The following is a 6119-nucleotide window of genomic DNA, read 5'->3' as shown; positions in this document are numbered from 1 at the left end:
TTCCTTCATTTCTTTTTCCATATTTGCAATTACTTTTTGACGCTCTTTCTTGGAAAGCTTCTCGTATTTATTTGCTGCTTTTTCTTCTTCATTATCTTCCGTTATATGAGTGGCTCGAATAATATCACGGATATCCTTCTGGATCGTCTTAGGAACGATTCCGTGTTTCCTGTTATATTCTTCCTGGATCGCACGGCGCCGTTTAGTCTCAGAAATCGCTATTTCCATTGAATTCGTTATTTTATCTGCATACATAATAACGTGACCGTTCGAATTACGGGCAGCACGGCCGACCGTTTGAATAAGAGACCGTTCTGAACGAAGGAATCCTTCTTTATCCGCATCAAGAATGGCTACGAGTGAGACCTCCGGAATATCAATTCCTTCACGCAGTAAATTTATTCCAATCAACACATCATATTTTCCAAGACGCAGATCTCTGATAATTTCGATTCGTTCAAGTGTTTTAATCTCAGAGTGCAAATACTGAACCTTGATGCCCAGTTCTTTTAGATAATCCGTTAAATCCTCAGACATTTTCTTAGTCAGTGTAGTGATCAGGACACGCTCATCCCTTGAGATTCTCTCGTTGATTTCCCCTAACAAGTCATCAATTTGACCTTCAATCGGACGAACATCAATAGTTGGGTCCAGCAGTCCCGTTGGACGGATAATCTGTTCAACCATTTCCGGTGAATGCTCCTGTTCATAAGGCCCCGGTGTAGCAGACACATAAACAATCTGGTTGACATGTTCTTCAAACTCCTGAAATTGCAAAGGCCTATTATCCATTGCAGACGGCAAACGGAAACCATGATTGACAAGTACCTCTTTCCGGGCGCGGTCTCCATTATACATACCGCGAACCTGCGGGACTGTAACATGGGATTCATCTATCACCATTAAAAAGTCTTTAGGGAAATAATCGATAAGGGTATAGGGGGTAGAGCCCGGCGGCCTTAAGGTCAGGTGTCGGGAATAGTTCTCGATCCCTGAACAAAAGCCCATTTCTCTCATCATTTCAAGATCGTAACGGGTTCTTTGCTCCAAACGCTGTGCTTCGAGAAGCTTTCCTTCACCTCTTAAAAAGGTGAGCTGCTCTTCCAATTCCTTCTCTATATTTTGAATGGCAATCCTCATCTTTTCTTCTCTTGTAACGAAGTGGGATGCAGGGAAGATAGCTACATGATCTCTTTCGCCGATAATTTCCCCAGTCAGCGCATCCACCTCTCTGATCCGTTCCACTTCATCGCCGAAAAATTCAACACGTACACAGTGTTCATCCTTTGAGACTGGAAAAATCTCAACTACATCTCCTCGAACTCGAAATGCTCCGCGTTGAAAGTTAATATCATTTCGTTCATATTGAATGTCGACCAATTTACGTAATAGCTGGTTCCGCTCCATTTCCATGCCAACTCGAATGGATAAAACCATTTCCCTGTATTCTTCTGGAGAACCCAAGCCATAAATACAGGATACACTGGCAATAATAATGACATCCTTCCGCTCAAATAATGCAGATGTCGCAGAGTGGCGCAGTTTATCTATCTCATCATTAATACTGGCGTCCTTCTCTATAAAGGTATCAGTCTGAGGTACATATGCTTCAGGCTGATAGTAGTCATAGTAACTGACAAAATACTCGACTGCATTATTCGGGAAGAACTCTTTAAATTCACTGTACAGCTGTCCAGCAAGCGTTTTATTATGAGCAATGATAAGGGTGGGCTTATTAATCTCTTTTATCACGTTTGAAATCGTGAATGTTTTTCCGGTTCCAGTAGCGCCAAGAAGCGTTTGATGCTTAACGCCATTATTAATTCCATTCACTAGCTCTTTAATTGCAGTTGGCTGGTCTCCTTGAGGAGTATACTTGGAAACCAATTCAAATTGTTTACTCACACAAAAGCCCCTTTCATCATTTTCATCTCAAATCTCGTTTTATTTGATAACAATATTTTACCACAATCATCTATAAACAAACCAATAAAAAGCGAACAAACATTCCCTTTTTTTAACTTTAATAATATCATTTATGCCCATCCTGCCAAAAAATAAAAGAGTCTTCCTCAATAATATGGAAGACTCAGTCTGTTGTTTATGCACTTTTAGGTGTTCTTTTGATCATCCGCTGAGAATACCAATACCCGGCCGTTAATGAAAATGCGTCAATTATAATCAGAGGCCAGGATGATGTATAGCCTTTATACGCTGATGCGGCGATTAGGGCAACTGTTAAACATAAACCGACTATGCAGCTATATGTCACTCTTGAAAAGAGCACAACTAATAAACCTGGAGCTAAAAGAGCTATTAAAATCTTCATCTGAGGTCTCACCTGCTTCCTCTGGAATCACGCAGCTATTTTCCAGCAATTCTATTCAGCTACAAATATATTACATTTCATGTGATTAATCCAGCAGGATACTAAGTTAATCGCTGACTGGCCCTCCATTTGACACCCCTCTGACTTCAAATGTGTCCATAGGCCTTTAGGATTATGTATGAAATTTTATCCAAATTTAGGTTTCGTTAACCAAATCTAAAGGAATTTATAAAGAAGCAAGTATTCATTAATATAGGAGGGAAAATATGAAACTTAAAAAATGGTTATCCATCTCTTCTGCTGCTTTCTTAGGGATTGCCTTAACAGCATGTTCGGATGCCGAAGAAACCTCTAATGATGAGAACGATTCAAAAGAAGAAACAGTTGAAATTACATATGCCAGAGGAGTCGATACGACAGGCAGTACAGAAAAACTGATAGAAGCATTCGAGAAAAAACATCCGAATATTAAGGTAAACTATCAGGAAATGCCGAATAGTTCTACTCAACAGCACGATCAATATGTAACCGCATTCAGTAGTAAAAGTGCTGAAATCGATGTATTTGATGCAGATGTTGTTTGGCCGGCAGAGTTCGCCCAAGCTAACTACGCGATGGAATTAGACCGCTTCATCGATCAGGATAAAATAAATCTCGAAGACTACTTCCCCGGTCCAGTTGAAGCCGGGAAATTTGAAGGCAAGCAATGGGCTCTGCCAAAATACTCAGATGCCGGTATTCTTTATTATCGAACAGATTTGGTTAGCGAACCCCCAAAAACATGGGATGAGTTGATAGAAATGGCTAAAGAAGGAAACGGGAAAGAAGGCACAAGCTCAGGCTTTGTCTTCCAAGCAAAGCAATATGAAGGTATTGTTGTGAACGCCATGGAATTCATTGCCTCCTACGGCGGCAAAATCATCGATGAAAACAATGAAGTCGTCATTAACAGTCCAGAAGCCAAAAAAGGACTTAGTAAAATGGTTGAAATTGCAAACGCAGATTTCATGCCAAATAACATTTTAACTTTTACCGAAACGGAAACTGAATCTGCCTTTAAGGAAGGCCAAACTGTATTCGCACGCAACTGGCCCTATATGGAAAAAACAGCTGCTGATAAAAGTACCTCAAAGGTAGCTGGCAACTTTGCCTTTACCTCCTTACCTGCTGGTGATTCAGGCTCAGCTTCGACACTCGGAGGCTATATGGCCATGATTAACCGCTATACTGATCATCCAAAAGAATCATGGGAATTTGTGAAATTCATGACTGGGGAAGAAGGACAAAAAATCTCTGCGACCGAAGGCGGACGTGCTCCAACCATAAAAGCTTTATATGAGGATAAGGAAGTACAGGATGCGGCTCCTGTTTTCAAAGAACAGTCTTTTGTTGAAACACTAGAAAACGCTGTACCTAGGCCGGTTACTCCAAATTACCAGGAAATATCGGATATTTTGCAAATCGAAATTTCTAAAGCATTAACAAAGGATATTACAGTTGATGAAGCCATTGAAAATATGGAATCGAAAATGAAGGCTGCATTGAAGGAATAGATAACTTAGCCTAATAGGAACGGCAATGGGAGGGAGATGGGCACAAAAGCTTGTCTCCTATTTTTTAGCTTTTGAAGTCCATCCTGAAAGGAGTAATGATATGAAAAAGAAATTTTCGCTATCCGAACGACAATTAGGATATGCCATGATTATCCCTTCTCTTATACTAATTGGAATTGTTGTTCTCTATCCAATTGCCATGTCTTTTTGGAACAGTATGTTTGATTATCGATTGAATACTCCAGAGAAATCCATACGAATGCTATCTTCTCAAGTTGACCTTGAACGGTATGCCACTGATTATTATTACCTACAAAAAAATCTAGAAGAATTGAATAGCGATAAATCCAGCCAATGGGCAGAACTCATTGAAAAAAATCATCAAAAACTTTTAAATGAATCCGATATCGAAAAGCAATATGAATATGTAGAGAAAAAGGTTGCCAACTTTGAACCTATTAAGGAGAAAGATGAAAAATATGCCTCCATTAATGAGGATACAGCAGAAGCCTATAAAGCTGATTTAAAATCCATCAGTGGTGAATTGAAAGCGATCGAGGGAGAGCAGTCAGAACTTGCAAAGGATACAGCTGCTTTATCTGCTTCTGTCTCTGATTCTATTTTGAAGGAAAACTTTGTTGGGTTAGGTAACTACAGTAAATACCTATCTGATGCACGCATGTGGAAATCGTTATCCAATACGATGATTTTCACAGTTATTACAGTCTTTTTTGAATTGGTGATTGGATTAGCCATTGCCTTATTAATTAATCGAGCGTTCTTTGGCAGAGGTGCGGTCAGAGCAGTTGTATTAATTCCCTGGGCGATCCCTACCGCTGTATCAGCGATGATGTGGATGTTCCTCTATGATGGGCAATCAGGCATTATCGCCCACTTGTTCGAAGAGCTTCATATTATTTCAAACGCCGGGGATTTATTAAGCACAGGTGCCGGAGCGATGGCGTCTGTTATTCTAACGGATATATGGAAAACAACACCCTATATGGCTTTGTTATTGTTAGCGGGCTTGCAGACCATCCCCAAGGATGTTTATGAAGCTGCTTCAGTCGATGGAGCAAGCAAGTGGTACCAATTCCGCAGAATAACACTACCTTTATTAAAATCCAGCATTCTTGTTGCCCTGCTCTTCCGTACACTTGATGCGTTCAGAGTATTTGACCTCATTTTCGTCTTAACAGGCGGCGGACCTGCAAATTCAACAGAAGTGATTACCATATATGCATATAAAACCTTATTCGCTCAACAAAATTTCGGCGAAGGCTCCGTCCTCTCGATGATTGTGTTTGTTTCAGTGGCGATTATCAGCCTGATTTACATTAAATTCATAGGTTCTGACCTATTTGGAGACCGCATAAACGGAAAGGGGGAAAATTAAATGAAGAAGCCTGTAAAAACCATACTTTTCTATGTGTCGATTGCTCTTTTTATCTTTGTTATCATGTTCCCATTTCTCTGGGTCTTTCTTACATCCTTAAAAGAACCGGGTGAAATTTTTGCCTCGTATAAATGGTGGTCCAAGAATCCATCTCTAGATTCATATAAATCTGCTTTAACTTCAAGGCCCCTGCTCGGTTACATGAAAAATAGTTTAATCGTTTCTACCGTTACGACCGTAATCGCCATCACGTTTGCATCATTTGCAGCTTATGCGTTAACACGTTTACCGATTAAAGGAAAGGGTATTATATTTGCTGTAATACTCGCATCATCTATGTTTCCGCATATCGCTATTATTTCACCAATCTATAACTTTGTAACCGACTTCAATTTACGTAATACGTATACAGGGTTGGTGATTCCCTATATTACATTCAGCTTACCTTTGGCTATTTGGCTATTATCCACGTTCTTTCAGAAAATACCAAAGGATCTTGAGGAATCAGCGAAGATGGATGGTGCTACACCATTTCAAACCTTTAGAAGAATCATTTTCCCATTGGCTGCACCCGGCGTATTTACGACGGCCATCCTTGTATTTATCGCAGCTTGGAATGAATATTTATTTGCTTTAACCATTAATTCAAAAGAAGCAGCACGAACTGTACCAGTAGGTATATCCCTTTACCAAAGTGATTACACCATTCCTTGGGGTGATATAACGGCAGCAACTGTCATCGTCACCATTCCAATTGTTATATTGGTGTTGATTTTCCAAAGAAAAATAGTATCCGGTTTGACATCAGGATCAGTGAAGGGATAAAACAAATGTACTGTTT

At 39.9% G+C, this 6119-nt stretch carries 5 protein-coding genes; 3 read left to right on the top strand and 2 right to left on the bottom strand.

Annotated features, from left to right (window positions below; genetic code table 11):
* On the bottom strand, positions 1–1905 hold a 1905-nt coding region (gene uvrB / locus AC4D4B_RS12990; RefSeq protein WP_491000119.1), incomplete at its 3' end, for an excinuclease ABC subunit UvrB.
* Between the two features lie 196 nt (positions 1906–2101).
* Positions 2102–2329 carry a CsbA family protein gene (locus tag AC4D4B_RS12985; RefSeq protein ID WP_066106119.1) on the bottom strand — a complete coding sequence of 76 codons (228 nt, stop codon included), beginning with the start codon at positions 2327–2329 and terminating at the stop codon, positions 2102–2104.
* A gap of 266 nt (positions 2330–2595) precedes the next feature.
* Between AC4D4B_RS12985 and AC4D4B_RS12980 the strand changes: the two genes are divergently transcribed.
* The 3 genes from AC4D4B_RS12980 to AC4D4B_RS12970 all read left to right on the top strand — a co-directional run bounded on the left by AC4D4B_RS12980 (position 2596) and on the right by AC4D4B_RS12970 (position 6103).
* Positions 2596–3882, top strand: a complete 1287-nt coding sequence (locus AC4D4B_RS12980) for an ABC transporter substrate-binding protein (protein ID WP_491000118.1) — start codon at positions 2596–2598, stop codon at positions 3880–3882.
* Positions 3883–3982: 100 nt separating this feature from the next.
* Positions 3983–5278 (top strand): carbohydrate ABC transporter permease, encoded by a 1296-nt coding sequence (locus AC4D4B_RS12975; RefSeq protein ID WP_490994911.1) that lies wholly within the window; start codon positions 3983–3985, stop codon positions 5276–5278.
* Entirely contained in the window at positions 5279–6103 is an 825-nt protein-coding gene (locus AC4D4B_RS12970; RefSeq protein ID WP_140461786.1) for a carbohydrate ABC transporter permease, read from the top strand.
* The last annotated feature ends 16 nt before the right edge of the window (positions 6104–6119 follow it).

The sequence above is a fragment of the Pradoshia sp. Z6_59 genome (assembly GCF_058267515.1).
Note: the sequence above shows the minus strand (reverse complement) of the source record. Positions and strands in the feature narration are given on the sequence as shown.